The organism is Exiguobacterium sp. s26 (assembly GCF_018618235.1).
Lineage (GTDB): Bacteria > Bacillota > Bacilli > Exiguobacteriales > Exiguobacteriaceae > Exiguobacterium > Exiguobacterium chiriqhucha.
Genome location: NZ_JACSLS010000003.1, coordinates 253,057 through 279,491, shown reverse-complemented (window position 1 = coordinate 279,491; position 26,435 = coordinate 253,057). Strand labels below are relative to the sequence as shown.

General features: G+C 53.1%; 25 protein-coding genes and 1 tRNA gene. 13 read left to right on the top strand and 13 right to left on the bottom strand.

Features of this window, described 5'->3' with window-relative positions:
- Nucleotides 1–5 precede the first annotated feature (5 nt).
- Nucleotides 6–869, bottom strand: a complete 864-nt coding sequence (locus tag KNP82_RS06200; RefSeq protein WP_029595391.1) for a GRP family sugar transporter — start codon at nt 867–869, stop codon at nt 6–8.
- A 134-nt stretch (nt 870–1,003) separates the two neighbouring features.
- On the opposite strand from KNP82_RS06200, the gene KNP82_RS06195 reads away from it, so the two are divergent.
- From KNP82_RS06195 to KNP82_RS06185, 3 genes are all read left to right on the top strand, one after another.
- Nucleotides 1,004–1,076, top strand: a tRNA-Ala gene (locus KNP82_RS06195).
- A 113-nt stretch (nt 1,077–1,189) separates the two neighbouring features.
- Nucleotides 1,190–1,522: a four-helix bundle copper-binding protein gene (locus KNP82_RS06190; RefSeq protein ID WP_021067537.1), complete on the top strand. Its 333-nt coding sequence runs from the start codon at nt 1,190–1,192 to the stop codon at nt 1,520–1,522.
- Nucleotides 1,523–1,587: 65 nt separating this feature from the next.
- Entirely contained in the window at nt 1,588–2,154 is a 567-nt protein-coding gene (locus KNP82_RS06185; protein WP_131435170.1) for a 3'-5' exonuclease, read from the top strand.
- A gap of 43 nt (nt 2,155–2,197) precedes the next feature.
- On the opposite strand, the gene KNP82_RS06180 is transcribed toward KNP82_RS06185, so the two are convergent.
- The 5 genes from KNP82_RS06180 to KNP82_RS06160 all read right to left on the bottom strand — a co-directional run bounded on the left by KNP82_RS06180 (nt 2,198) and on the right by KNP82_RS06160 (nt 6,840).
- The gene (locus KNP82_RS06180; protein ID WP_131471196.1) at nt 2,198–3,259 is read right to left on the bottom strand and encodes a bifunctional glycosyltransferase family 2/GtrA family protein; all 1,062 of its coding nucleotides are present in this window, start codon (nt 3,257–3,259) and stop codon (nt 2,198–2,200) included.
- Between the two features lie 102 nt (nt 3,260–3,361).
- Nucleotides 3,362–4,363 carry a sodium:calcium antiporter gene (locus KNP82_RS06175; protein WP_131471197.1) on the bottom strand — a complete coding sequence of 334 codons (1,002 nt, stop codon included), beginning with the start codon at nt 4,361–4,363 and terminating at the stop codon, nt 3,362–3,364.
- A gap of 207 nt (nt 4,364–4,570) precedes the next feature.
- Nucleotides 4,571–5,425 (bottom strand): HD domain-containing protein, encoded by an 855-nt coding sequence (locus KNP82_RS06170; protein WP_035385739.1) that lies wholly within the window; start codon nt 5,423–5,425, stop codon nt 4,571–4,573.
- Nucleotides 5,426–5,537: 112 nt separating this feature from the next.
- Nucleotides 5,538–6,242 (bottom strand): SDR family NAD(P)-dependent oxidoreductase, encoded by a 705-nt coding sequence (locus KNP82_RS06165; protein WP_198922697.1) that lies wholly within the window; start codon nt 6,240–6,242, stop codon nt 5,538–5,540.
- 49 nt (nt 6,243–6,291) lie between these two features.
- Nucleotides 6,292–6,840, bottom strand: a complete 549-nt coding sequence (locus tag KNP82_RS06160) for a glycerol-3-phosphate responsive antiterminator (protein WP_214756586.1) — start codon at nt 6,838–6,840, stop codon at nt 6,292–6,294.
- 126 nt (nt 6,841–6,966) lie between these two features.
- Here KNP82_RS06160 and KNP82_RS06155 point away from each other — a divergent pair, with 126 nt between their 5' ends.
- Nucleotides 6,967–7,386 carry a GNAT family N-acetyltransferase gene (locus KNP82_RS06155; RefSeq protein WP_029595384.1) on the top strand — a complete coding sequence of 140 codons (420 nt, stop codon included), beginning with the start codon at nt 6,967–6,969 and terminating at the stop codon, nt 7,384–7,386.
- A 40-nt stretch (nt 7,387–7,426) separates the two neighbouring features.
- Nucleotides 7,427–8,602 carry a cation:proton antiporter gene (locus KNP82_RS06150; protein ID WP_214756585.1) on the top strand — a complete coding sequence of 392 codons (1,176 nt, stop codon included), beginning with the start codon at nt 7,427–7,429 and terminating at the stop codon, nt 8,600–8,602.
- A gap of 48 nt (nt 8,603–8,650) precedes the next feature.
- Here KNP82_RS06150 and KNP82_RS06145 read toward each other — a convergent pair whose 3' ends face one another.
- On the bottom strand, nt 8,651–9,280 hold the full coding sequence (locus KNP82_RS06145) for a DedA family protein (protein ID WP_029595382.1): 630 nt from the start codon (nt 9,278–9,280) through the stop codon (nt 8,651–8,653).
- Nucleotides 9,281–9,381: 101 nt separating this feature from the next.
- Between KNP82_RS06145 and KNP82_RS06140 the strand changes: the two genes are divergently transcribed.
- The 5 genes from KNP82_RS06140 to argH all read left to right on the top strand — a co-directional run bounded on the left by KNP82_RS06140 (nt 9,382) and on the right by argH (nt 15,538).
- Entirely contained in the window at nt 9,382–9,939 is a 558-nt protein-coding gene (locus KNP82_RS06140; protein WP_198922696.1) for a DNA-3-methyladenine glycosylase I, read from the top strand.
- 123 nt (nt 9,940–10,062) lie between these two features.
- Complete coding sequence (gene putP, locus KNP82_RS06135) at nt 10,063–11,550, top strand: sodium/proline symporter PutP (RefSeq protein ID WP_131471198.1); 1,488 nt, start codon at nt 10,063–10,065, stop codon at nt 11,548–11,550.
- Nucleotides 11,551–11,676: 126 nt separating this feature from the next.
- Complete coding sequence (locus KNP82_RS06130) at nt 11,677–12,825, top strand: CapA family protein (protein ID WP_242678905.1); 1,149 nt, start codon at nt 11,677–11,679, stop codon at nt 12,823–12,825.
- A gap of 126 nt (nt 12,826–12,951) precedes the next feature.
- Nucleotides 12,952–14,163 (top strand): argininosuccinate synthase, encoded by a 1,212-nt coding sequence (locus KNP82_RS06125; RefSeq protein WP_029595378.1) that lies wholly within the window; start codon nt 12,952–12,954, stop codon nt 14,161–14,163.
- On the top strand, nt 14,156–15,538 hold the full coding sequence (argH, locus tag KNP82_RS06120) for an argininosuccinate lyase (RefSeq protein WP_131471199.1): 1,383 nt from the start codon (nt 14,156–14,158) through the stop codon (nt 15,536–15,538). Before KNP82_RS06125 ends, argH begins: the two co-directional genes overlap by 8 nt.
- A 68-nt stretch (nt 15,539–15,606) precedes the next feature.
- Here the strand turns inward: argH and KNP82_RS06115 are convergent, their stop codons facing one another.
- Nucleotides 15,607–17,061 (bottom strand): glycoside hydrolase family 1 protein, encoded by a 1,455-nt coding sequence (locus tag KNP82_RS06115; RefSeq protein WP_131471200.1) that lies wholly within the window; start codon nt 17,059–17,061, stop codon nt 15,607–15,609.
- A gap of 195 nt (nt 17,062–17,256) precedes the next feature.
- Between KNP82_RS06115 and KNP82_RS06110 the strand changes: the two genes are divergently transcribed.
- The 3 genes from KNP82_RS06110 (at nt 17,257) to KNP82_RS06100 (ending at nt 19,475) form a co-directional block, all read left to right on the top strand.
- Nucleotides 17,257–18,453: a helix-turn-helix domain-containing protein gene (locus KNP82_RS06110; RefSeq protein WP_214756583.1), complete on the top strand. Its 1,197-nt coding sequence runs from the start codon at nt 17,257–17,259 to the stop codon at nt 18,451–18,453.
- 239 nt (nt 18,454–18,692) lie between these two features.
- Nucleotides 18,693–19,223 (top strand): biotin transporter BioY, encoded by a 531-nt coding sequence (locus KNP82_RS06105; protein WP_214756582.1) that lies wholly within the window; start codon nt 18,693–18,695, stop codon nt 19,221–19,223.
- 63 nt (nt 19,224–19,286) lie between these two features.
- Entirely contained in the window at nt 19,287–19,475 is a 189-nt protein-coding gene (locus KNP82_RS06100; RefSeq protein ID WP_021067555.1) for a hypothetical protein, read from the top strand.
- 127 nt (nt 19,476–19,602) lie between these two features.
- On the opposite strand, the gene KNP82_RS06095 is transcribed toward KNP82_RS06100, so the two are convergent.
- From KNP82_RS06095 to KNP82_RS06075, 5 genes are all read right to left on the bottom strand, one after another.
- Nucleotides 19,603–20,451, bottom strand: a complete 849-nt coding sequence (locus tag KNP82_RS06095; protein WP_214756581.1) for a sulfite exporter TauE/SafE family protein — start codon at nt 20,449–20,451, stop codon at nt 19,603–19,605.
- 70 nt (nt 20,452–20,521) lie between these two features.
- The gene (locus KNP82_RS06090; RefSeq protein ID WP_021067557.1) at nt 20,522–21,409 is read right to left on the bottom strand and encodes an alpha/beta hydrolase; all 888 of its coding nucleotides are present in this window, start codon (nt 21,407–21,409) and stop codon (nt 20,522–20,524) included.
- Between the two features lie 40 nt (nt 21,410–21,449).
- Nucleotides 21,450–22,232, bottom strand: coding sequence for an AAC(3) family N-acetyltransferase (locus KNP82_RS06085; protein WP_035385663.1), 783 nt, complete (start codon nt 22,230–22,232; stop codon nt 21,450–21,452).
- Nucleotides 22,233–22,237: 5 nt separating this feature from the next.
- Nucleotides 22,238–25,249 carry an AAA family ATPase gene (locus KNP82_RS06080; RefSeq protein ID WP_214756580.1) on the bottom strand — a complete coding sequence of 1,004 codons (3,012 nt, stop codon included), beginning with the start codon at nt 25,247–25,249 and terminating at the stop codon, nt 22,238–22,240.
- Complete coding sequence (locus tag KNP82_RS06075; RefSeq protein WP_214827348.1) at nt 25,246–26,352, bottom strand: exonuclease SbcCD subunit D; 1,107 nt, start codon at nt 26,350–26,352, stop codon at nt 25,246–25,248. Before KNP82_RS06075 ends, KNP82_RS06080 begins: the two co-directional genes overlap by 4 nt.
- Nucleotides 26,353–26,435 lie beyond the last annotated feature (83 nt).

Below are 26,435 nucleotides of genomic sequence, written 5' to 3'. Positions count from 1 at the left end.
TCTTTTTAGCTCTTGGCAATCCCGAGCATGAATCCGGCCACGACGATGAGCCCGATTCCCATAAAGACGAAGACCCGTTCTTTCGTCGTCTTCTCTTCTTTCAATAGATAAATCCCGCCGAGCGTCGCCACGACGACGTTCAATTGGGACAAGGCGAATGACGTCGCGATGCCGACCTCACCGCTTGACACGAACAGCCCGAAGTTCCCGATCCCCCAAGCGAGACCGGCCAAAATGTTTTTGAACGTCTTCGGGTCGAACTTCTTCACATCTTTCTCACGCAGGCTGAACAAGAGCGCCGCGACGAACATCCCGACCGACTGCGGCAAGATGGCCGTGATGCCGTCGACCTCGAAATAGTTCGTCAAGACGGCATACGTCACATAACCGATACTCGACACGAGCAGGACGAGCAAACCTTTCTTCAAGGCGCCGCTGCTATCGCCATCTTTTTGTTGTTGGTATGACGTCAGTGCCGCCCCGATGATAATCAACACGAGCGCAGAAAAGCCGAGCCACAACTCGGTCGTCGTCTTCCAATCGCCGAGCACGATGACCCCGAACAACGACGTCCCGACGAGTTGCATCCCGGTGCTGATCGGCATCGCTTTCGATACACTTAAAATTTGGAACGACTGGAACTGTAAATATTGCCCGAGTGCCCAGAACACACCAGATATGAAGCCGGTCACGATTGCGAGCGTCGTGAACTCCGGATTGAAGACGAGTGCGATGATGACCGCCATCACCATCGCCCCAATCGTCGTCCCGATTAACTGTTGAATCGGCTTGCCGCCGACTTTCGAGACGATGAGTGGGATACTCCCCCACATCAAGGCAGGTAAGAGTGCGAGTAAAATCATTTCCATAGATAACACCTGCTTTCGTAGAATAACATTACCCATGATTTTCCCACGTTTACGCCCGATTAAACTTTGTTCAAAAAAATTTAAAAATACCCATTGCCAAATGTTTTACTAGGATGATATAATAATTTTCGAACGGGGCATTAGCTCAGCTGGGAGAGCGCCACGCTGGCAGCGTGGAGGTCAGCGGTTCGAGCCCGCTATGCTCCATTATGGAAGTCACCACTCATTTGAGGGGTGACTTTTTTGCGTCTCCGCCCGGTTTAAGTCACCTGGTAGCGGGTAATGATTGTAAGACATCATTATTCTAAGGGGGACTTACTATGGATCGTGCCTCTGTCGAAGAGACCATTTTAGCCGTCATCGACTGTATGCGGGCAAGCAATCACTGTTTCTCAAAATGTTTACAAGAAGAGGATTTATTGATGGTCGCCGAGTGTATCCGGCTGACGAAAGAATGTTCGGAAGTGTGTGCGCTCGCCTTGAACGCGCTCGAGACCGATTCGGCTTTCACCAAACCGATTGCTGCACTCTGCGCCCAGGTGTGCGACACGTGCGCCGTCGAATGTGGCCGCCATTTGCATGACCATTGCCAACGTTGTTCCGAAGCGTGTCTCCGCTGTGCCGAGGCGTGTCGCAACCTCGTGGCCGCATAATCGCTTTTTAGTCTAACGATATGTTAGACTTTTTTTATACTTGTTTTATGAGAAAGGGACCGATTATGTCACATTCAATTCTTGCCATCGACGTCGAGACGGCCAACCGCGATAGTCGCAGCATCTGCTCTGTCGGCTGGAGCCTACTCGTCGACGGTGAAATCATCGAGACGAACCAACTACTCGTCAATCCAGAAGAAGACTTTGACGCAGGCAATATCCGCGTCCACGGCATCCGGCCGAGCGACGTCTGGGACGCCCCAGCCTTACCCGAGGTGCTTGAACAGCTCTATCCGACGCTGCGGGATGTCGACCTCGTCATGGCGCACAACGCCTCATTCGATATGGGCGCTTTCAAGAAAGCGATCGCCAAATATGATTTATATACGTTTCCGACGATCGAGTACGGCTGTACCGTCAAGCTGTCGCGAAAACTGTATCCTGGACTGCCGAATCACAAGCTGAACACGATGGCGGAATATTTGAACGTCCCGTTCATCCATCACGATGCGGCTGAAGATGCCCGCGTCTGCGCGTTGCTCATGCGCGACATGATGCAGAAGACCGGGATTCATGACCCGCGTGAACTGCACCGCTATACATCGGTCAAGCTCGGGAAGCTCGCCTATTGACCCATAAGCATGCCAGACAGGCCAAGACAATCGTCTTGGCCTGTCACCGTTTAAAGATCCATCTTTTTTGGACGTAATAACTGACGACGAACAAAAGGCTGTCGACGAGCACTTTAATCCACACTTCCCCGTCCCGAAACAACAGGAACAATACATAGACGAGACCGGCCGACAACGCCATCTGCACGCCGACGAGACCGAAGTATTTCGGCATCGCCCGTCTCGCTTTCGAATGGAACACGACTTTTCGGTTGACGATGTAATTGAATAAGGACGAGATGATGCGGGCCAATACCGTCGCAATCAAGACATGGGTCGTCTCGAACCACGGGTTCAATAAAAAGATGAATAAGGCATAGGCGCCGATATCTAATAAGAATGAGGCGACCGAGGATAATGAATAGGCTAAAAACATCCGATAAATCAGAATTGAGTCGATGACCGGCCGAAAATGGGACGAAGCGTTCTCGGCCACATACACGGTTTGAATCGGAATCTGTTGAATCGGGACTTGCCAACGTTTCGTGAACGTCAACATGTTCATCTCGAACTCATAGCGGTTCCCAGGCACATCCAGCAACTGTTCCGCATAGCGCAATGGAACCGCCCGTAGACCGGTTTGGGTATCTTTCAGCCGAAGTCCGCTGCCGACGAGCATGACACCACGGGTCATCTGGTTCCCGAATCGGCTCCGGAACGGAATGTGTGCGCCCGAGAAATCACGGCAACCCATGACCAGATGATGCGGCCGCTGAATACCCGCCTCATATACATGTCTTACATCTTCCGGCAGATGTTGTCCGTCCGCATCGACGGTGATGACACCATGCGTACCGGGGAATCGTTCGACGACGTGACGAATCCCCGTCTTCAACGCCGCACCCTTGCCTTGATTCCGTTCATGGACGAGAACAGTCGTCACCCACTTCCCGACCTCATCGAAGACAGTTTGGGACGTCTCGGCACTTCCATCGTTCACGACGATGACATGGACAAACCCTGTCTCTTTCAGCTCGCGGACAAGTGTGAGAAGCGCTTGATCCGGATTATAGGCCGGAATCACGACGACATACTTATCTAGACGTTCCACGGAATGCATTTGCATCGCCACCCCTCCTTCCCTCCTTCTATACCCAAGACGATGAAAAGTGATTCCTCGGTCCGCGGCAAATAAAAAACACGGTGCCTCGGAGGACACCGTGCCAGATTAACCGATGAAGATGAAGTAAGACGAAGCGAAGTAGACGAGTACGACGAGCACTGACGGCAAGACATAGCGGAACTTCGACGTCACGTCTTTACGAAGGAGCGTATACATGACCAACACCGACAAAATCGTGATGCCGATCGCCGTCACTAAGTGAGACGCAGCCACGTCGGCCAGAATCGAACCGTCTTGGTAAAACGCGTCCGACATGGCGATGATGAGCATGTTGAAGATGTTGCTTCCCAAAATCGAACCGAACGCCAAGTTGACGTTACGAAGTTTCAAGGCGACAAATACCGATACAGCCTCCGGGAGCGAGGTCGTCGCGGCAATCAAGAAGCTACCGACGAAGCTCGAACCGAGACCCGTGACGACGGCGATCTGATCGCCCAATACCGATAGTGCTGTCCCCGCCCCCATGATGACGAGTGCGGCGATGATGAAGCCGATGACCGCACGTTTGACCGTGATCGAACTCGTCGCACTCGCGCCGATTTCTTGTACGGCCTCATGTGCAGCTTCCCGCTCGACGGCAGGTTGTTGCGGGCGCTTGCCGATATAGTAAATCCCGATCCCGTACAATACCGCGATCAACAAGGCGTCAATTCCGATGCCGAGAATCGTGAAATCGATGCGCACGATCAGGGCAATCATCGTGACGAGCGTCAACATGAGACCTAGACCAGCTGTATAGAGATGATCTCGACTCGCCTCATTGAACATGCGCTTCTGACGATAGAAGAGGTCGAACATCGCCAAGATGAAGATGTTGAACAAGTTCGACCCGAGCATGTTACCGATGGCGATATCCGGGTTGTTGATCAAGACAGCCGAGACACTCGTCGTCACTTCCGGCAACGATGTCGCACCCGCCAGCAGCACTGTCCCGACGAGCATCCCGCTCATCGTCGACTTCTCACTGATGACGTCAGCGTAAGTCGAGAGTTTCATGGCGGCATACACGGTGATGGCAGCGGCCAAGATGAAATAAATAAATACCATTTGAATAAATCTCCCCTTTTCGTGAATTCAAAAAGACATTTTTATGGACGCCGAAAAAGCATCCATAAAAAGGTCTTGCGGACTTGGTAAGAAGCTCGATGGACCGAGTGCATTGCACCGTAATGACGACCCATCGACCACAGGTGTGGTCGCTACTCCCCCTCTTATGTTCACGACGAATATATCACGTTACATCTCATTTGACAATCATTTGACCTTTAAATGTGAAATGACGTCATCGACTGGCATCGCCGTCCGGTAAGACAGTTCTTCAATCGCTTGAAGCATCGGGAGCGGTAACGGTTCCCAGAGTCCTCCTTCTTTCAATTGAGCGGACAGGCCGTCAAGCTCCGGTTGATTGACGTCCGTGACGTGACGATAGCCTTCACGCATCGCCTCATGGATCTCATAGGCGGTCTGACAGAGCGTCGACGTCTCTTGGAGCCAGTCCTCTTCATGGAATCCTCGCTGAATGACGTCAAACAGTTTTCCGAGTTTGTCGAACCGCTCGTCGGCGACGCCATAAAACAATAGGTTCAGCTCTGTCTCGAACGATTCGATGAGCGTCGTCGTCTGACTGAACGGTTTGAACGCTTGGAGCAATTCGTGATAATACCACGACTGGTCGCGGAGCGGACGTCTGAAGCGATCCCATACTTGTTTACCGGCAGACTCAACGTCGAGTCGAATCGAACGAAGATTATGTATCTTGTCCGCCGCCAAGAGCGCCACTTCATCGTACTGCATCGTCTGCACGTGCTGAATCGTCATCCGTTTCCGTTCTTCCCATGAAAGGTGCTTCCCGGGTTCGGACACCGCTTCAACGAGTCGTCTCACTTCACTTCCGAACCGTTCTTCGATCTCTTCGGGGGTCGTCAACGTGTCTTCAAGCAAATCATGGAGCAAGCCGGCGGCCACGACCGGGACCGGTTGCCGGTCTTCGACGAGCAACATGGACACGGCGACGGGATGGGTTAAGTAGGGAATATTCGTTCCTTTTCGAAACTGTCCGTCGTGCCGGACGGCCGCGAATCGGAGCGCCTCTTCAATCAACTGGTGCACGGCGATTCCTCCTTCGATGGGTTCATAGAGCGTCCCCATCCTTTACCCATGCCTAGTCCCATCTACTCATTTCGCGTGTTAAAACATAGGGTAATGGTCCCGTTTTTTTCGTTTACGGCTCATAAATCATCTTCTTCGTCATCCCGCCGTCGACGACGAGGTTTTGCCCGTTGACGAAATCGTTCTGTTCATCAATCAAATAAGCGACTGCGCGGACGATATCGTCCGGTTTGCCGACCCGGCCCGACGGATGTTGCGCATGATCGATGTCACGGAGCGACTCGTCCGAGGTGTGAATCCAGCCGGGACTGATCGCATTCACCGTAATCGGACGCTCCGCGAGCGAGACCGCCATCGATTGGGTCAATGACACGATGCCACCTTTTGACGCGCCATACGCTTCCCAATCGGCTTCGTTTTGAAGCGAGCGCGTCGAGGCCAGATTGATGATGCGCCCGTATCCGGCTCCCTCGTTCAACGTCAAGAACGCTTTGGCACAAGCGAACGTTCCGACCAGGTTGACATCAATCACTTGTTTGAACGTCTCGACGTCAAGTTCGGTCATCGGTTTGACGAGTGATGAGACGCCACCATTGTTGATGAGTACATGGGCAACACCGACTTGGCGCTGAATGTCGGCGAACACGCGAGCGATCGCCTCATGGTCACCCAAATCCATCTCATGGAATGTCACGCCATCCAACTGTGGGTCGTCCCCTTTATCGAGTCCGATGACGTGATACGTGTCGCGGAAATGACGTGCCAATTCATAGCCGATGCCTTGGCTGACGCCAGTGATAATCATAATCTGTTTCATATACATCCCTCCTGGAGACTCACATACCCGGATTCGATAGAAACGAGTCCTACCCGTTCGTCCAGAGTCGTTGGTCAGACGTCGTCACGACCGTCGCACCAGCTTCGAGGGCGGCCTCGACTTCTTCAGTCGACGAAATCAATCCACCGGCGAAGACTGGGATTCCCGTCTCCGCTTTCACGGCCCTAATATATTTCGGGACGAGGCCCGGCAACACTTCAATATAGTCCGGTTGCGTCCGTTTAATGAGGCGATAGCTCCGCTCAAGCGAGCTCGAATCGATTAAAAACAGGCGTTGGACCGTTTTGACTTGTTTTTGCTTCGCTTTTAAAATGACGCTGCCTTTCGTCGAGATGATACCGTACGGACGATACGTCTGACAAATATACTCGGTCGCATATTCATCTGCCTTCAAGCCTTGAATCAAGTCAAGATGAACGAAGACGTGTTTGTCGTGGGCCTCCAATAATTGAAACACGGCATCGAGCCGGGCGACGTGCACTTCTAGCAACACACCGACACGGAACGGTCCCGTCACGAACTTCTCGAGGTCCCGCATATCGCGTAAGGCGGGTAAAATGGTTTGACCTTCTATCATATGGACACGTCCCTTTCTGTCAATCATGTCTTCATTATCTGAATAACATGAAGTGGAAATCAAGGTTTACCGATTCAATATAGCGGGAAAATAATTTTAACTTATGCACAGAGAGGAAGTAGCGATATGGTCAATGAAGTGGAAGTACGAATCGAGACACCGACACCGGAGGAACATCAGCGCCTTCGCGTCATCGCCGGGATGCCGAAACGTTCCGACTCGGGGACGGTGAAAGGACTGGCCAATACGTTATATGGCGTCTGTCTATATAAAGATGATCACATGGTCGGGATGGGCCGCGTCGTCGGCGACGGCGGAATGGTGTTCCACCTTGTCGATATCGTCGTCGACCCGGATTGTCAGGGGCTCGGGCTCGGAAAATTGATCGTGGAGCAGTTAATGGACTGGATTTTACAGGAAGCCGACGAGACGGCCATCATCAGCCTGATTGCGGATATCCCGGCCGACGGACTGTACCGTCAATTCGGCTTTGACTATTCGCGCCCGGAATCGGTCGGGATGGAATACCAATGGAATCGAGAATGATTCGTCGACGGGTACGCGTTCCCTATATAGGAGGTGACGTATGGAACTGAATATGATCGTCCTGCTCGGTCTAGCGCTAGCCGTCATCTCCGTACTCAGTCTGATCATCGAACGATTGTTCTTTCCAAGTATTCTTGCCTTTATCGCCATCGGCGTCGCCGTCGGCTTCTTCTGGGGCGGAAACGAGGTCTTTAAAATCGCCGGCGAAATCGGGATTATCCTGTTATTCTTTTTACTCGGTTTGAAGTTTCCGCTCGGAGAGTTGATGAAGCGTCTCAAGCTGGTGTGGAAGGCAGGTGTCCTGGACATCGTGCTCGCTTTTGGGGTCACGATTGGGATTGCCCTGCTGTTCGGACTCGATTTTTCCCAGTCTTTTTTAATCGGTGCCGTCTTGTTTGCGACGAGCTCGTCGATTTCCGCGCGTATGCTTGAGCGGCATGCAGATAAACATGAAGATGTGAAAGAGTTCGTCTTGACGCTTCTCATCTTTGAAGATATCTTCGCCCCGCTCATCTTGACCGTCGCCCCGTTCATCATTCAGGATGAGCCGATCGAGGTGTCTGATATCGGGAAAGTGTTCGCCGGCTTCCTCATCTTCGGTGTGTTACTCTTTATCGGATCGCGTTTCGTCAAGAAACAACCGAAAATCGCCAAACATCTGCTGCGGCAAGACGATGCGAGCATTGGCCTGATTGGCTTGATTCTCTTTTTCGCCGGAATCGGGATGGTGTTCGGACTGTCCGAGATTCTCGGGGCGTTCATCGCCGGCATCATGCTCGCAGGCATTCACGACGTCCGTCCGTTGAAACGGTTGACGGTCCCCGTCCGCGACTTGTTTTTGCCAATCTTCTTCATCTCGTTCGGGATTTCGATCAACCTGGAACAAGGCGTCATCGTCAACACGCTCTTCTTCGTATTGATCGTCTGGGGCGTATTATCGAAATGGATTGTCGGCCGCGTCGGCGGCCGCATGTACGGCCTGACAAGAGTTCAGGCCAACGAGGCCGGCTTCTCGCTAGCTCCACGCGGGGAGTTCTCGATTCTCTTCACCGCCTTATCAAACGGGGCGATCAACTTGTTCGTCGGACTATATATTTTCGTCTCGGCCATCATCGGAATCGTCTTGTTCCGCTTCTCTGAAATTTTAGCCGCTAAGACGGAAGAAAAACTGGAAAAAGTTTTACCTGATGAGAAGAAGGATGATTCAAACAAATAATATAAGATACACAGGACCGATCTTCACACGAAGATCGGTCCTTGCCGTTTAAAATGAAGAGGCTTGTTTGGCTTGTTTCTTCTTCCGCTTTTTGCGCCAGATGAAAAAGGCGATGACTCCGATTAGCAAAATACCGTAAATGACATACGAATATACATCTAAATAGCTCAAAATCGACTCCCAATTCTCGCCGACGCGGATGCCGATATAGATGAGGATCGTATTCCAAATCACCGTCCCCGCTGTACTGAGCAACAAAAATTTCAAGAACGGCATATTCGACATACCGGCCGGGATGGAAATCAAACTCCTGACGACGGGCATCAAGCGGCCGAAGAACACCATCCATCCCCCGTATTTATCGAACCAGGCGTCGGCACGGTGCACGTCGGCGATGTCGAGTCGAATCCATTTTCCGTACCGTTTCGTCCACTTCTCAATCTGCTCGACGTCTAGATACAGTCCGATGCCGTACAATAGGACCGCTCCTAGGATGGCGCCTGCCGTCGCTGCGAAGATGACGAGCGGGACGATCAAATCGGTCTTCACGGCGAAAAAACCGCCGAATAAGAGCACGACCTCCGAAGGAATCGGCGGGAACACGTTCTCAATGAAAATCATGAACGCGATGCCAAAATAACCGAACTGTTCAATGACCTGGATCATCCAGTCTCTCATTTGCTTCACCCTCCAATAGTTCCTACTATACCCGTCACGTCCGGTCAAAAACCGTCGCAACATGTTAAAATGAAGCATTAGAAGGAAAGTGAGGACATGACATGACTGAAATAACGCGTTGCCCATGGTGCGGCACCGACCCGTTGTACGTTCGTTATCACGATGAAGAATGGGGCAAGCCCGTCCATGATGATGTAAAGCATTTCGAATGTTTGACGCTCGAGAGCGCCCAGGCTGGACTCAGCTGGATCACCATCTTACGGAAACGCGAAAATTATCGGGACGCCTATGCCAATTTTGATGTCGTGACCGTCGCCTCGTTCGACGAGACGGATGTGGAACGATTGATGACCAATCCTGGTCTCGTCCGAAACCGTCGTAAAATCGAGGCATCCATCAACAACGCCAAGCGATTCATCGAGATTCAACAAGAGTTCGGGTCGTTCGATGCCTACATTTGGTCATTCGTCGACAACACGGTGATTCACAACGAGTGGGCATCGACCGACGACATCCCAGCCACGACCGAACTGTCCCACCAAGTGAGCAAAGACCTGAAGCGCCGCGGTTTCAAATTTTTGGGACCGACGACCGTCTATGCCCACCTGCAAGCGACGGGCCTCATCAACGACCATCTCACCTCTTGCTTCGCCAAATAATTTGATTATTTGGTCAATCCCTAAACAAAATCGTGCACTTCATTCATTTTTGTGACAAAATTTTGTCATGGTGCAATCCATAGATTTTGAAAGCGTTTTCATTATGAACGAGGGGGATGTTGTATGAACGGTGTATTGATTTCGATTACAGTGTATATGGCGCTCATGGTGTTACTCGGTGTCATCGCCTATCGGCGGACTGAGAGCATCGGCGACTATATGCTCGGAGGACGCGGCCTTGGTCCGGCCGTAGCGGCTTTGTCGGCCGGTGCTTCCGATATGAGTGGTTGGCTATTGATGGGCTTGCCGGGGGCGATGTTCGCGACCGGACTCTCGAGCGGATGGATCGTCATCGGGTTGACGATCGGTGCTTACTTGAACTGGTTGCTCGTCGCACCTCGTTTACGGACTTATTCTTATTTGTCAGAGGATGCCATCACGATACCAGATTTCTTTGAGAAACGTTTTAAGGATTCGCGTGGGACGCTGCGGACATTCTCTGCGGCCGTCACACTCGTCTTCTTCACGCTCTACGCCACGAGCGGGTTCGTGGCCGGCGGTCGCTTGTTTGAAGCGGTCTTTGATATCAATTTCGGGACCGGTGTCTTGATTTTGGCTTCGATTATCATTTTGTATACGTTCATTGGCGGCTTCTTAGCCGTCAGTTGGACCGACTTTGTCCAAGGACTCATCATGTTGTTCGCCCTCATCCTTGTACCGGCTATCGCCATCACGGCGACTGACGGGGTGAGCGCCGCGTTCCAAACAATCGGTGATATCGATGAGGCGCTACTTGATCCATTGACAGGACAGTCGCTTATCGGCATCGTCTCGCTCTTCGCTTGGGGTCTCGGTTATTTCGGGCAACCACACATCATCGTCCGTTTTATGGCCATCGAGAAGTTGCAAGACATCAAGAAGGCACGACGCATCGGCATCTCGTGGATGTTGTTCACCGTCGTCGGGGCCATGGCGACCGGATTGTTCGGACTCGCCTACTATACTCAGCGCGGGCTAGAAATCGACAACCCGGAAAATATATTCATCAATCTATCTGATTTGTTGTTCGTCGATCTCATCACCGGTGTGTTGCTCGCAGCCTTGCTTGCAGCCATCATGTCGACGATCTCGTCACAGCTCCTCGTCTCATCGAGTGCGGCGACGACCGATTTCTATCAGAAGTTCTTCCGCAAAGACGCCGGCGACCGCGAACTCGTCATGGTCGGACGGATTACCGTCATCCTCGTCTCGCTCATTTCGATTTGGCTCGCGTTCGGGGCGGATGACACGATTTTGAACTTGGTCGGATATGCCTGGGCCGGATTCGGCTCATCGTTCGGTCCACTCATCCTGTTCAGCCTGTTCTGGAAACGGACGACGCGTCAAGGCGCGCTGGCCGGGATGTTGACCGGTGCGTTCGTCGTCATCGTCTGGAAAAACGTTGCTGCCGATTGGTTCGGGACCTTCGGCGAGCTATATGAGATGATTCCAGCGTTCTTCTTGTCGAGCCTCGCCATTTATGTCGTCAGTTTGCTGACACCGCCACCGAGCACGACGATCACGAACGAGTTCGAGGAAATGGAACACATCTTGAAGTCAGAACGGATTTAACACTCGGAGTGCCATGCTACTATAGCCTGGCACTTTTTTCTTGTGCCCTGACAAGGACATTCTTCTTCCATGGCGAATGACTTGAGTAGACCAGTTTGGATCACACGAAAGGAAGTGACTCGTCCGTTGAAACGAGTAATCCCGTATAAACAAGCCATGTTGACCTTGCCCCTCCTCTTTCTGTTCGGCTGTGCGACCGCTGACGTCGAGACGTCTACGGAGCAAACGGAGACCCCGGCACCAGAGGCGGAGGCGGAAGCCCCGGCTCCTGTTCCTGAAGAGCCAGAACCCGTCGTGACGACGACGTCGCTCTATGCGATTGGCGATATCTTGTTGCACGACAGCGTGTATAATGCCGCCAAGCGCGGAGACGGCTATGATTTCACCGCCGCCTTCGAACCAATCGCTCCGATTTTGACCGAGGCCGACATCGCCATCGCCAACCAAGAGAGCATGATTGGGGGCAGTGAAATCGGTTTATCGAGTTATCCCGCCTTCAACAGTCCGTATGAGGTCGGCGATGCGCTCCAAGACGCTGGCGTCGACTTGGTAACGACGGCGAACAACCATACGCTCGACCGGGGTGTCACGGCCATCGAGAATTCAATCGCGCACTGGAACGAGATCGGCATGCCGTACACCGGTTCATTCTTATCGGAGGCGGACAAGTCCGAGCTTCGGACGCTGACCGAGAATGACATCTCATTTGCCTTTCTCGCCTATACGTACGGGACGAATGGAGTCGTTCCGAAACAACCGTATCACGTCAATTACATTGATCTCGAGGCGATGACCCCTGAAATCGAAGCGGCCGAGCAAGCGGCCGATATCACGGTCGTCTCGCTTCATTTCGGGAACGAATACGAGACGGTCCCGAACGAGGCGCAACAGACGCTCGTCCAACAACTGTCCGACCTCGGGGTCGATCTCATCATCGGCCACCATCCACACGTCCTCCAACCGGTCGCCTGGGTGGATGGCGCCGAAGGCAATCGGACGTTCGTCGCCTACTCGCTCGGCAACTTCCTGTCCGGCCAACAAGGGGACGACCGGAATACAGGTGGCATCGTCGGCATCGATGTCGTCAAGACGGTCGAGGCGGATGAGACGACGTTCGAACTCGCCAACCCGATGTTCTATCCGACGTTCACCCGCCGCACAAGTGCCGACGGTCCGTTCGAGGTCGTCCCGTTACAGTCGGCCAAGCCGGAGCTGTTCGAGGCCACGAGCCAACATATGTCGCAGTGGATGCCAGAGCTCGAAATCGTCCAATGAAGGATCACTTTCACAAGTGATTCTTTTTTTTTCGCCAAAAAGGTTGCTTTACGGCGAAGCATACGTTAGAGTAATTCGTATATTTATAAATACAGATGAATAATTATGTATAAGGGGTGTAAGGAAATGAAACAAAAACTCGTATTAGCTTATTCAGGTGGACTTGATACTTCGGTCGCAATCAAATGGTTGGATGAACAAGGGTATGACGTCATCGCCTGCTGTTTGAACGTCGGCGAAGGAAAAGACTTGGAACGCATTCAACAGAAGGCACTTAAAGTCGGGGCCGTCAAATCGGTCGTCATCGATGCGGTCGATGAATTCGTCAACGATTTCGCCCGTTACTCGATGCAGGCACATACGATGTATGAAGGCGTCTATCCGCTCGTCTCTGCCCTATCGCGCCCGCTCATCTCGAAGAAGCTAGTCGAGGTCGCACAAGCCGAAGGTGCCATCGCCGTCGCTCACGGATGCACGGGGAAAGGGAACGACCAAGTCCGGTTCGAAGTGTCGATCCATGCGCTCGACCCGTCGCTTGAAATCATCGCCCCGGTCCGGGAGTGGAAATGGTCGCGGGAAGAAGAAATCGCCTATGCGGCCGAGCACGGTATCCCAATCCCGATCGTCCAAGAAGAACCGTTCTCGATCGACCAAAACATTTGGGGCCGGGCTGTCGAATGCGGCATCCTCGAAGACCCTTGGGCCGCTCCACCAGCGAGCGCCTATGAATTGACGGCGCAACTCGAAGACACACCGAACGAACCGACCTATGTCGAAATCGAATTCAACGCCGGTGTACCGGTCGCCATCAATGGACAAGCGGCGACGTTCACAGCCATTCTTGAGCAGTTGAACATCGTCGCCGGGGCCCACGGCATCGGGAAAATCGACCATATCGAGAACCGGGTCGTCGGCATCAAATCGCGGGAAGTGTACGAGGCACCGGGCGCGATGACGCTCATCACCGCACACCAGGCGCTCGAGGCGCTCACACTCGTCCGGGAAGTCGCCCATTTTAAACCGATCGTCGAACAGAAGTTGACAGAGACGATTTATAACGGTCTCTGGTACTCACCATTGACGAAAGCACTCCTCGCCTTCATCGATGAGACGCAACAGACGGTGACCGGTACGGTCCGGATGAAACTATTCAAAGGACAGGCCATCGTCGACGGACGGAAGTCACCGATCTCGCTCTATGACGAGCACCTCGCAACATACACGTCAGCCGACACGTTCGACCAGCAAGCGGCCGTCGGCTTCATCAAACTTTGGGGGCTGCCGACGAAAGTGCAAGCGGAAGTGCTCGCAGAGAAAGGAACGATGGTGCATGAGTAAACTATGGGGCGGCCGGTTCGAACAGACGGCCAGTGAATGGGTCGACGAGTTCGGTGCCTCGATTCATTTCGACGCCCAGCTCGTGTTAGAAGATATCGAAGGGAGCATCGCCCACGTGACGATGCTCGGGGAGCAACATATTTTGACAGCAGATGAAGTCGCGCAAATCGTCGCTGGTCTGAAGACGCTAGCCAAGAAGGCACAAGCGAGCGAATTGACGTTCAACGTCTTCCATGAAGATATTCATATGAACCTCGAGGCGTTGTTGCATGAAGAGATCGGGCCCGTCGCTGGAAAGATGCACACGGCCCGTAGCCGGAACGACCAGGTCGCGACCGATATGCACCTCTATTTGAAGCGCCGCGTCCTCGAGACAATCGAAGGGATTGAAGCCGTGCAGACGGCACTCTATGACCACGCCGCTCAAAACGTTGAGTCGATTATGCCGGGCTATACGCACTTGCAACGGGCCCAGCCGGTGTCGCTCGCCCATCACTTGCTCGCTTACTTCTGGATGCTCGAGCGCGACAAGGAACGTTTCAGTGACAGCTTGAAACGGATCGACATGAGCCCGCTCGGTGCCGGGGCTCTCGCCGGGACGACGTTCCCGATCGACCGCCATCGTTCGGCCGAGTTGCTTGGCTTCGTCAACGTGTATCCGAACAGCCTGGACGCCGTCAGCGACCGTGATTTCATCTTGGAATTTTTATCGAACGCGTCGCTCCTCATGATGCACTTGTCACGGTTCTGCGAGGAGTTGATTCTTTGGAGCAGTGAAGAGTATCGGTTCATCACGATCTCTGACGTATTCTCAACGGGATCTAGCATGATGCCTCAGAAGAAGAACCCGGACATGGCCGAACTCGTCCGCGGGAAGTCGGGACGGGTCGTCGGCAATCTGATGGGGCTGCTAACCATCATGAAAGGCTTGCCGCTCGCCTATAACAAAGACCTGCAAGAAGACAAGGAAGGCATGTTTGACACCGTCAAGACGCTTCAAGGGAGCCTCAGCATCATGGCCGGCATGATTCAAGACATGACGTTCCACACGGACACGATGAAACAAGCGACCGAGCGCGATTTTTCGAACGCAACCGAGCTCGCCGACTATTTGACGGCAAAAGGTATGCCGTTCCGGGAGGCGCATGAAGTGACGGGGACACTCGTCCGCTACTGTATCGATCATCGTCTGTATTTGGCGGAGCTGCCGATTGAGACGTATCATGCCCACTCTGGATTGATTGAACAGGACGTGTACGAGGCACTCTCACCGGTGACGGCCGTCAAACGTCGCAACAGCTACGGCGGAACAGGGTTCGACTCCGTCCGTACGCAATTGAGCGAAGCAAAAGCCAAGTTACCGACCAACGTGTAACGAATAAATCAAAACAAGCGTCCGTTCCGCGAGGAATGGACGCTTGTTCATGTTGATGACTCCGTTGATTACAATTGTTCACCATTCGATGCAATCACTTGCTTATACCAATCAAATGACTTTTTCTTCTTTCGCTCGAGCGTGCCGTTGCCATAGTCGTCTTGATCGACATAGATAAAGCCGTAACGTTTTGACATCTCCGACGTACTTGCGCTGATGAGATCGATGCATCCCCAGCTCGTATACCCGATCAAGTCGACACCTTCTTCAATCGCTTGTCCCATTTGCTCGATATGGGCCCGCAAATATTCGATCCGGTAGTCATCGTTGATTGTACCGTCTGCTTCGACGACATCGTATGCGCCCAATCCATTCTCGACGATGAACAACGGCATCTGATAACGGTCATACATCTTCTTCAAGGTGATGCGTAACCCTTTCGGATCAATCTGCCATCCCCAATCGGACGCCTCCAAATAAGGATTCTTGATGCCACTGAAGAAGTTTCCTTTTTGTTTCGCCTTCTCAGGGGCACCGCTGGCGACCATCGACATATAATAGCTGAAGGAGATGAAGTCGACGGTGTGCTGTGACAAAATCTCTTCATCTCCTGGCAGCACTTCAATCGAGATATCATGTTTGTCGAAATAGCTTAACATGAAGCTCGGATAATATCCGCGCGCTTGCACGTCGGTAAAGAACAAGTTCTTTTGATCTTCTTCGAGCGCAGCTAACACATCGTCTGGATTACTCGTTTCCGGGTACACTTCCATTCGGGCGAGCATACAGCCGATTTGAGAATTTGGAATGATCTCATGACATGCGCGCACGGCACGAGCACTCGCCACGAATTGATGATGAAGCGCTTGGTACACAGTCGCCTCCACATTCTCAACGCGATCGACTAAAATCCCACTCCCGATGTATGCTGACATCGTCGAGACGTTAATCTCATTGAACGTCAGCCAATACTTTACTTTATCCTTGTAACGAGTGAAGACGGTCTCTGCGTAATGGACAAACAAGTCAACGAGCCGACGGTCCGCCCAGCCGTTATATTTTTTGACGAGTGTGAGCGGCAATTCATAATGCGACAATGTCACAAGCGGCTCGATCCCGTACTTGAGCAGTTCATCAAAGACACGATCATAAAACGCTAGCCCTTCTTCGTTTGGTTCGAGCTCATCCCCGTTCGGGAAAATCCGAGGCCATGAAATCGACATCCGGAACGTCTTAAAACCCATCTCGGCGAAGAGAGCGATGTCTTCTTCATAGCGATGATAAAAATCGATTCCGCGACGTTTTGGGAAATTCGCCCCATCGTCAGCCGCTAACAGTCGCTCGAGTTCGGCTTCACTCTTCACGTCCATCTCGATTTCAGCTGTACGCGCTTCTTTAGGGACGAATGTCACCATATCGAAAATGGATAGACCTTTCCCTCCTTCTTTGTAAGCTCCTTCTAATTGATTGGCCGCCGTTGCGCCACCCCATAAAAAGCCTTCTGGAAATCGATGTGTACTCATATGTAATACTCCTCTCTTCATTGAACACTTTTTAAATACGGTCTAGCAGTCCATGTTCGAACCTGTAACCGTTTGCATTTCTGCTTGCTTGTAGTGTACTCATTCCCATTCGGATTTTTTTGTACTTATTTATCATTTTTAGTAGATTTATAATACAATTTGCAGATACACCTAATCGATAGGAGAGATGATTTGATGGATGTGAATCAGAGAGACACGAATCAGGATTACACGTATTGGTGCCGGTTGTTGCATCAGACTACCCATTTGTCCGTGTTATTTTACAATGACCGATTATCGTTACAGATGGCGTATCCAGAAACATCATTCATTCCCCCTTCTTTACGTCAACTTCTAGAGCGGTTAACTCTCTTAAATGAGCCTTCTAACATACCGGTTTGGCGTCGTCTCAATTCGAACGAACAGGTCGTGACGTTGGTCATCACCGACAACGAGCAGCCGATTGGCCTTTTCATTCTCGGTCCGTGTCTGGATTCGGCAGAAGTGGAACCGAACAGTTTTACGAATGGCTTGCCTGTTTTTTCGCGACAAGACCTACTGCATGTAGCCGTGCTCGCGACCTCGATTTTGACTACGAGACGACTCTCTACGTCCGATGTCGTCCTAGACGAGGATTCGTCCAAGCGTCGCACGACAACCGAGGATACGAAAACCTATGAACGAGAGCTGTTTAAAAACAGACAAGACATTGCATTCCACGCGACGTATCAATCGGAACGGATGACGTTACGGTGTGTCAAGGAAGGTCAGAAGGAAGAGTTACTTCAGCGACTGGCATCACCCGACCGAGATGGACGAATCGGGGTGCTCTCCAAACAGAGCACTTTGCGAAATGAAAAAAACCTCCATATTTCTACCATCACGTTAGCGACACGTTATGCGATTGAAGGAGGACTTCATCCGGAAACGGCATATACGATGAGCGATCACTATATCCAAGGGGCCGAAGAACTTCGAACGATTGAAGCTGTACAACGTTACACCAAGGAGGCGTTATGTGAATTCACGGATCAAGTCAACAAATCAAAACAGCTTCGACATAGCGCCCCAATCATCAAATGCCAGTCGTACGTCTTTAAACATCTGTATGACGCCATCACCTTACAAGACGTTGCTCGATTCGTGAATCTTCATCCCAACTATTTGTCGTCCCTGTTTAAGAAAGAAGTCGGGCTTTCGTTCACAGAGTATGTGTTGCGAGAAAAAATAGCGGAAGCCAAAAAACTGTTAAAGTACACCGATTCCTCTCTTTCTGAAATTTACACATGGCTTAATTTCCACGACCAGAGCCATTTCACAAAAGTCTTTAAAACCTACACGGGCACGACTCCCAAACAATTCAAGCAACACGAGCACATGCCAACGATGTGAATTTGAATCTCCAACATATGGAATTAGTTTCACGCTCAACGTTAAAAGTGTCCGTAGGCGTAAAAACATCCTCAATACGCCGAGGTTTGGAGTGTCTGCCTAAAGCTGAATTTGTAGCCTCAAGCTGAATTTGTAGCCTCAAGCTGTATACGACCAGGTACTTAGTTTAGTACTTGCCAACTTCTCACGATGATGTTAACCTAACTTTAGTCAACGTTAACAGAAAAGGAGTTTACATAGTGAAAATTCATGATATGACACAAATTGCTATCGGTGCCGCGCTGCTCGCTAGCATCGGTTCGATTGCCATCCCAATCGGTCCGGTTCCAATTACCCTACAAATGCTCGGTATCATGACGGTCGCTTCCGTCCTAGGTGCCAAAAAAGGCGGGCTCGCCGTCGTCGTCTATCTCTTGCTCGGCTTAATCGGCCTTCCAGTACTCAGCGGTTCGGGCGGACTTGCCCCGTTCGTCGGTCCGACGGTCGGATACTTGCTCGCCTTCCCAATCGCGGCCTTTTTGATTGGCTGGTCATCGGAACGGCATCGTTCGTTCCCTGCCCTCATCGGCTACAACGTCTTATTTGGACTCGGTCTTGTCTATTTGCTCGGCAGTCTTGGGTTGCAAGCCGTGTTTGGCATGACGTTCATCGATGCGCTCAAAGTGAACATTCCGTTCATCATCGGCGACTTAATCAAAGCAGTGTTGGCGGCAGCTATCGCTTATAAAGTGTCCACCAACCCTCAAATGCGCAAAACCCTCGCCTCTTGAAGGTTCAAACGTTTCAGCGGAAAGTATAGGTGGAACGTATATAGTATGGAAGGGGGTGTCCTTATGAGCGATTCGACGTTTAAAAAACGTTTGGCTAAAGCGACCCATCGCTTTCCGAAAGGACAACGACGCGGGAAAGACGAGACGCGGCACGAGAAGCGCGATATCGAGGCGTTCGAACGACGTCTGCGGGAAGCGAAAAGTAAAGTCGGAGAGATTCAAGAAAACATTGACCATATTGCCAGACGTTAAAACCTCGTCCTCGGATGGGGTTTTTTACTGTGCTGAACTGGTTAAGAATGCTTGGTACGTCGCATCGATCGAATAGCCTTAGTATATCCCCACAAACAAACCCCCGTCCGTAGACGAGGGTTTGGGATCACTTCGAACGCGGTCGGATGAACAGCGCGACGATGAACGAGAGCGCGAGCACGACGAGCAGTCCGAGCGAGAGATCGTTATAACCGAGCAAATTGAGGGCGACACTGATGGCGACGGCGACATAGAAGCCACCGAGCGCCTTTTTGACGAGTTGCGAACTGAACCGCTGCAACTGTTTCGCCCCAATCGGTGAACCAATCATCGCACCGGCGATGAGCGCCAAGCCGTGCCAATAGTTCGCATCGGCTCCGGCGACGGCATAGTTGATCACGCCCGAGACGACGATGAGGAACGCCGCGGCGATACTCGTCCCGACGGCCCGTTTCATCTCGGTGTTGAGTAACTTAACTTGAAGTGGCGTCAATACGAACCCACCGCTAACACCCATAAGTGACGAGATGAATCCACCGAACAACCCGATGAACCCGAGGCGTGGGACCGACTCCGAACCGACGCTACCCTCTTCGTGCTGTTTCGACCGGAAGAACGAGACGGCGAAATACGTCAACAGTGCGATATAGGCGAGCGAGATGACCGGCTTCGCGCCGTCGAGTGTCTCTAGATAAAATACGAGCGGCGTCGCCACCCACGTCCCGACGACCCCGAACGCGCCAATCAAGAGGGCGTGTTTCGGATTGACGTTCTTTAATTTGATGTGGGAGATCGTACCGGCCGTCGTTGACCCGAGCGTGAGCATGAGACTGAGGGCGATGGCCGCGCTCGCCTCGTATCCGAAGACGAGCAAGAGCGGTGTGAGTAAAATCCCGCCCCCGATGCCGAAGAATCCGCTCAAAATTCCGATGAGCGTTCCGAGCAAAAGAAACGATAGTAATGCTGTGACGTCCATGAACAAACCTTCTTTCTTTCCTTTTCATAACTAATCATAACAAAAAAGGAGCGCATGTTGCGCCCCTCACTTACAACACACGCTCTAAAAATTCGAATACCGTCCGGCGATATTCGGTTTGGAACGAGCGATGCGACTGCACGTGCCCATCATTCTCGGTCACCCACAGTTCGACATCCTCGCCGGCTTTGGCCAATTGCTCGCTCTCGCTTACGGGAATGGCATCGTCACCTTGACTATGAATCAATAACACCGGTGCCTCGATTTGAGCCATATCGTCAATCGGTTTGACCACATCCGCGTCGAGCCCCGTGAACCAAGGCGTCACCGTCATGATGACCGGTGTGAACGGGAAGTTCGGTAAATCGCTCCATACCGGCAGATTCGTCTCGAGATAGCCGCGGAGGTCACTGAACGGGCTATCGGCGATGACGGCGGCGACATCGGTCTCGTCAGCCGTCGCGAGTGCCGTCGCGGCACCCATCGAAACCCCATATAAGACGATGGGCCCGTCCGAGCGCTCTTTCGCGTACGCGATGGCGGCAGCAAGGTCAGATTGCTCCTTCGCCCCGACCGTCACGCGATCCCCTTCTGAAATTCCGGAGCCGCGAAAGTCGAACGTCAAAAACTGATACCCTTGCTCATGGAATTCCGGAATCAATTCTTTGAGCGGCAAATCGGATTGTTCACGGTTCTTCCCGTAGCCATGCGCAAAGACAATCGTCGCACGCGGCGTCGGGTGCGGGATCCACCAGCCGTATAAATCCTGTTGATCCTCTGATTCGATCGTGATGTTCTCATACTTGACGCCTAGCGTCTTCGGGGTGAACGTCAACGTCTCCCGTTCAGGTGACGTCAATTGATCTCCAATGTGGGCCGAGATGCCCACGACGGCAAGAAACGCGACGAGAACCAACACCCCGACGGCGATTCCCATATATTTGACCCAGCGATTCATCGCAGTGCCCCTCTCCTAAGTATAGTTCGCATCAGCCGTCTCACCGGAGCCAGCTCCGTAAGGCGACGAGCGCATGTTGTACCGGCTCCCACGTCTCAGACGGGATGACGTAACATGTCGCTTCGTGAATCGTGAACGTCTTGACGTCCGCACGTTTGACGATATTCTCGCCAATGGCACCGAACGGGGCACTGTTGACGTCGGTATGCTCGAACGTCTTCCACACCCGTTGACCGTTCTCCACTAACGCACATTCGAACGGCTTCACCGGACCCTCAATCCCGTATTCGGCATAATGCCATAACGTTGTCGCATCGAGCGGCGAACCGAGATGTAATATTTTCGCATCGCGGTCAATCATCCGTTCAATCGGCGATCCTGGCCCGAAGCCGACGTCGAGCGTATGTCCGGCCACGATGTGTTCGGCGTCCCGTCCCCACGCGGCGACCGACCACATCGGGTGATCGCTCCGGAACACTTCCGGATACGAGCGGAACAGCTCTGGGACACGACCCATCCCTCGGGTCGTTGTTTTCGCCGGGTCATACGCTGGCATCTCATCACGGATGGTCTGCCACCATTCGACCGGGACCGGTGGGGCTTCCCATTCAGCGGGGTTTGAATTATCCCCGCTCTGGGTCGCCATCATGATGAGCCCGTCTGGTCCGACCGCTTCTTGGAGCGCCTCGATGACCGTCTGGGGCCCGCCGCACACCCAGCCAAGTTTTGATAGCGACGTGTGGACGAATAGTGCGTCCCCTCGTCGAATGCCCGCCTCTTGCAGATGGGCCACTAACGTTGTTTTCGTTTCCATATGTTTCATCGGTCTCACTCCACGATGAGCTGGATCGTTGACCCGCTCCTTGATTTCTTGACTTCAATCCGGGCATCGACCCGGTCTTTCAATTCCTGGACGTGGCTGATGACCCCGACGAGCCGGCCGCTCGATTGCAGCGACATGAGCAATTCAATCGCTTGATCGAGCGATTCGGCGTCGAGCGTCCCGAAGCCTTCATCGATCAGCATCGTCTCGAGACTGACCCCGCCACTCAACTGTTGGACGACCTCGGCCAATCCGAGGGCGAGCGAGAGCGATGCCTTGAACCCTTCGCCGCCCGATAAGTTTTGGACCCGGCGTGACTGGCCGGTATAGGCGTCAAAGACTAATAATTCGAGACCGGACTTGGCATTTCCTTTCGCCGTCTCAATTTTTCGCTCTAATTGGAACTGTCCGCTCGTCATTTGATCGAGGTGGACGTTGGCCGCATGGAGAATTTGATCGAAGAACGCCGTCTGCACGTACGTCTCGAACGTCAATTTTTGCGGATTCAGGCCACGTCCGGTGTCGGCGATCAATTTGACCGTCTCCAGATTCCGTTGATCCTCATCCGTCTTCTCCCGTAACGCGTTCCATTCGGCGACGATGTGACGATGGCGTTTCAATTGCCCGTCCGCCGTCACGAGTTGTTCGGACAGCGTTTCGAACGAACGGCCCTCTTCGTGCAACTTCTCCTGGAGCCGTTCAAGGTCTGGTCGCGGGCGGTCCCCGATTTTCTCGTTCAGCGCCTTGACGGCGTGTTCGAGCCGGACACCTTCCTCAAGCTCAGTCGCTTGGCGCTCGCGTAGTTCGGGCAGCTGCTCGACGCGCAAGCGATACTCCTTGAACACAGCTTCAGTCAACTCAAGCTTCTCGAGAGCGGCCTCCAGTTCAGCCGTCGCGTCGGAAAGACGAGCATGTTCGAATTCGAGTTGTTCGCCAAGGAGACGGAGTCGCTCCGCTTCCCCCCACTTCAATCGATTCAATTCTTCAAGCCGACGTTCATACGTCTCCACGTTTCGTTCGATGTGAGCGAGTCGCGTCGCGAGCTGATTCCGCTCGGTCTGCAACATCTCTAACGTCGTCCCATCCGGTTGACGCATCGACTGAAGCTTCTCTTGGACGGTTTGGAGCTGTTCGAACAACTTCTGTCGTTCTTCAGCCTGCACACGCTTCGCCGTCTCGAGTTGCTTCAATTCGGTTGTGGTCGACCGCAGGAGACGCTCCATCCGTTGTCGTTCTTCGGCTTCTTGACGCAACTGACGGATGCGGGCGTCTTGGTGTTGCATCGCAGTGTCAGCCGCACCATCGAGCTTCAACTCAAGTCGAGCCAGATCGCGTTCACGGATCAGTTCATCGAGTTGGCGTTTGAGCGCCCGATAATCCGCCCGAGCTTCATGGAGGTCGGCCTCAATCCGTTTCAGTGTCTCGATGGCTGAGCGATGACCGGCTTGGTCGATGGACGTCCCCGTTCGCTCGACGTGTCCGTGGGTCAATGAACCGCAGACCGGACAAGGTTCCCCCGCTTCGAGATGCTCGCGTAGCGTGTCGGCCATGAGCGCATGCTCGGCCTCGACGAATTGGTCGACCTGTTTCGTCTGGGCGGTGAATTGTCGTTGGACTTCCTTCCCGTTGCGTTCACAGGCACCGAGTCGTTCCGTGACCTCTGCCACTTTCGACTCGAGTCGAACCTGATGTTGGAGCTGACTATACAGTCGTTCGGCCTCGACGAGTTGGTCTGGGGCCGGTGCGTGTTCCAGTTTAGCCGCAAGTTCGCCTTCGGTCGCTTGGAGCTCCTGGAGACGCGCTTCTTCTGAGAACAGACTGAGCGGCTCCAACCGGCGTTTCAAGTCATCCCGACGTCTAGTGGCCCGGTGCCATTCATCGACATAGGGCAACATCTCGTCAATCGCATTGACGCGACTTGTGGCTTGGTCTGCCTCCTGGCGCATGGTCGTGATGGCCTCTGCTTCTGACTTCAACTCCTCCAACTGTCTCGTGTAGCCTTCGTCTCGTTGACGGGATACATCGCGTTCACGGGTCAACCGTTCGATATCATGACGCACCGTTTCGGTACGTTGATAGAGCGGGCTGACGCTCGCCACTTGTTCAAGTCGCAAGATGAGCGCCTGGCGTTCTTCGCGTGCTTGTGCCGCTTGGCGGAATGCTTGGAGCGCGGTCGCGCGCACGTCCCGCTCATCCATCAACTCGGCGAGCGCGGTCGCCTGATTCACTTCTCGGCGCAGCGCCTCGAGCCGATCCTCACCAGTCCGGCGCTGAGTCTGTAACGTGTCCCGCGCCGCCAAGAGTCGCTCCTCCCGGGCGTCGAGCCACGTCACGATTTCAGGCAAGTTGCGGGTCGACATGTCCTCGACGGACTCGTCTTCGAGTTCCAACAGTTTTAAACGCGTCGTCTCGACCGCCCATTCGACTCGTTTGCGGTACTTGCCGTAACGTTCGATCCAATCCTCCTGAAAGGCGCGGTACGCCTCCGTCTTGAAGATTGATTGCAGAATCTGTTGCTTCTTCGTCGAATCGGAATCGAGGAGCTGACGGAACTGGTTCTGCGGCAACAGCAAGATTTGACTGAACTGCTCATAGCTCAGCTGCAACAACGATTCAATCGTCTGCTCGACGTCGTTCACTTTCGTCGCCAACGGTTTCCATGTTTCTTTCCATTCATAGAGCACCGCCTCGTGCGGAATCGGCGTCTTGTTTTTCGGGTGCGGCTGTTGTGGTTGGCGGACGATCCGATACCGTTCGTCGCGAATCGTGAACGTGAAGTCGATTTCAGTCTTCCGTTCCGGGTCCGCATATTGGCTTCGGAAATCGCTGGCGTTCCGGAGCGCCCCGCTGGCCCGGCCATAGAGTGCGAACGTCATCGCGTCAAAAATGGTCGTCTTTCCGGCACCGGTCCGGCCGCTGATGACGAACATCGAACGTCCTTCAAGCTGCGTAAAATCGATTTGTTCCGTCTCGGCGTAAGGACCAAAGGCGGTGATGGTCAATTGTTCCGGTCTCAAATCGATTCCTCCCCTTCTAAGAAGCGTTGCACCGTCGCATCGGCATCGCGGCCGTGGACGGCTTTAAAGAAGTCCATATATACATCCTCGACCGATTGCCGTTCGAGCTTCTCACGTTCGAAGCGGGACGTCTGGTCTTGGCGACGCAACAACTCGAGTTCGAGGTGTAAGATGTTCGGATAGACGGTCCGCAACTTCGCCATCGGGTCGAATAACGCACGTTCATCGGTCAAGACGATTTTCAAATAGTCGTCGACGGCCTCATCTTGATAAAACGACGGGTCGAGTAGCTCGTTCAGCGTCCCGGTCAAAATGCGCAAATCGCGTCGCGCTTTTAGCGGGCGCCGACGGCGTGTCCATGTCCCGTCCCATTCGATGACGTCGATCGATTTCACATGGGACGCCTCGGAGAACGAATATTTCATAAGCGAGCCGCTGTACGCGACCCGGTCGTCGCGGATGGCGTCACGGTTATGCAAGTGTCCGAGTGCCGTATAGCCGAACGGCGCGTATAATCCTTTGGCGACTTGCCCTGCCGTCCCGACGGACAGCTGCCGTTCGGAATCGGTCTCGAGTCCACCGGCGACGAAACTGTGGCCGACGGCGACCGCGCGTGCCTCAATCGCCCCGTATGAGTCAATGACTGCGGCGAGTGCGTCATGATGGGTCCGAATCGACTCGTCGCCGAACGCATAACGGATGCGCGCCGGCTCAAGGAACGGCATCAAATAAAATGGGATGTCGTTCACGACAATCGGCCCTGTGCCCGGGTCAACCTTCCCGACGATATGGAGACCGACTTTCGTCAACAGTTTGGAGCTGTATTGGAGCCGCTCGGCCGAATCATGATTGCCGGCGATGGCGAGCACGGGGATGCCCCGCTCGAGGACGAGCGCGCGCCACATCTCATCGAGCAGATCGACGGCCTCAACGGGCGGCACGGCCCGATCATATAAATCACCGGCGACGACGATGGCATCAGGCTTCTCCTCGTCGACGATGTGTAAAAAAGACTCAAATAAAATGATTTGTTGTTCTTCTGTCATATGGCGGCCGTGGACGATTTTACCTAAATGCCAATCGGCCGTATGTATCCATTTCATGCGACTTCACCTCTGATTCCATTCTAGCATTATTCCGGTGTACGATTCGACGTCTTGACACTTGTTTTCGAAACAGCGAAAGT